We start from the raw sequence: 577 nt of genomic DNA, 5'->3' as shown, positions 1-577 counted from the left end.
AAAGGCGATGTCGCTAATTTGAAGTCACTGCGTTGGGAGAAAAATCGCCACAATCTGCCGGGAGAACTCCGAACGTTCATCTTTGACGATTTTATTCACCCGCTAGACAGCGTAAATGTTGTAGCAAAAGCCGATTTGCAAGACGTCTACATCACTCACCAATTTGACGGCCAACAACTCGCACGTCTGGATGTGCAATGGCAACATGGTGATACCCTACTACACGCTTCAATGAATCGTCATTTTGGCATCACAAACGAACGCGTTCAGGCATGTTATGCCAACCAAGCATTTGAGTTTGATTCGTTTGTGGAAGGTAAATTGTGGCAGGACAATCAAGAACGTAAGTTGAACTTAAAAGATTGGACACCAATGCTCACGAGTAAAGGTTTTCACGCTATGCTATTCGATTGGTTTAAGGTTGTTGAATCAGGCAAGCTGGCTACAAGCACAGTGCAACGCAACATAGCGAGCCACCAGCTTGCAGAGCAGATCTGTCAACGTATAGAACAAGCCGTGCATTGCAATTAATCCCTAGAACCAATCTATGCATGAAACGCATACATTAGTTCACTTT

1 pseudogene is annotated in these 577 nt (G+C 44.4%); it reads left to right on the top strand.

Going from position 1 to position 577, the window contains the following annotated elements:
• Window positions 1-531 (top strand): annotated as a pseudogene (locus R7Q11_RS28130) (gfo/Idh/MocA family oxidoreductase); the annotation flags it as partial.
• Window positions 532-577: the final 46 nt, after the last annotated feature.

The sequence above is a fragment of the Vibrio sp. 970 genome (genome assembly GCF_033339075.1).
Note: the sequence above shows the minus strand (reverse complement) of the source record. Positions and strands in the feature narration are given on the sequence as shown.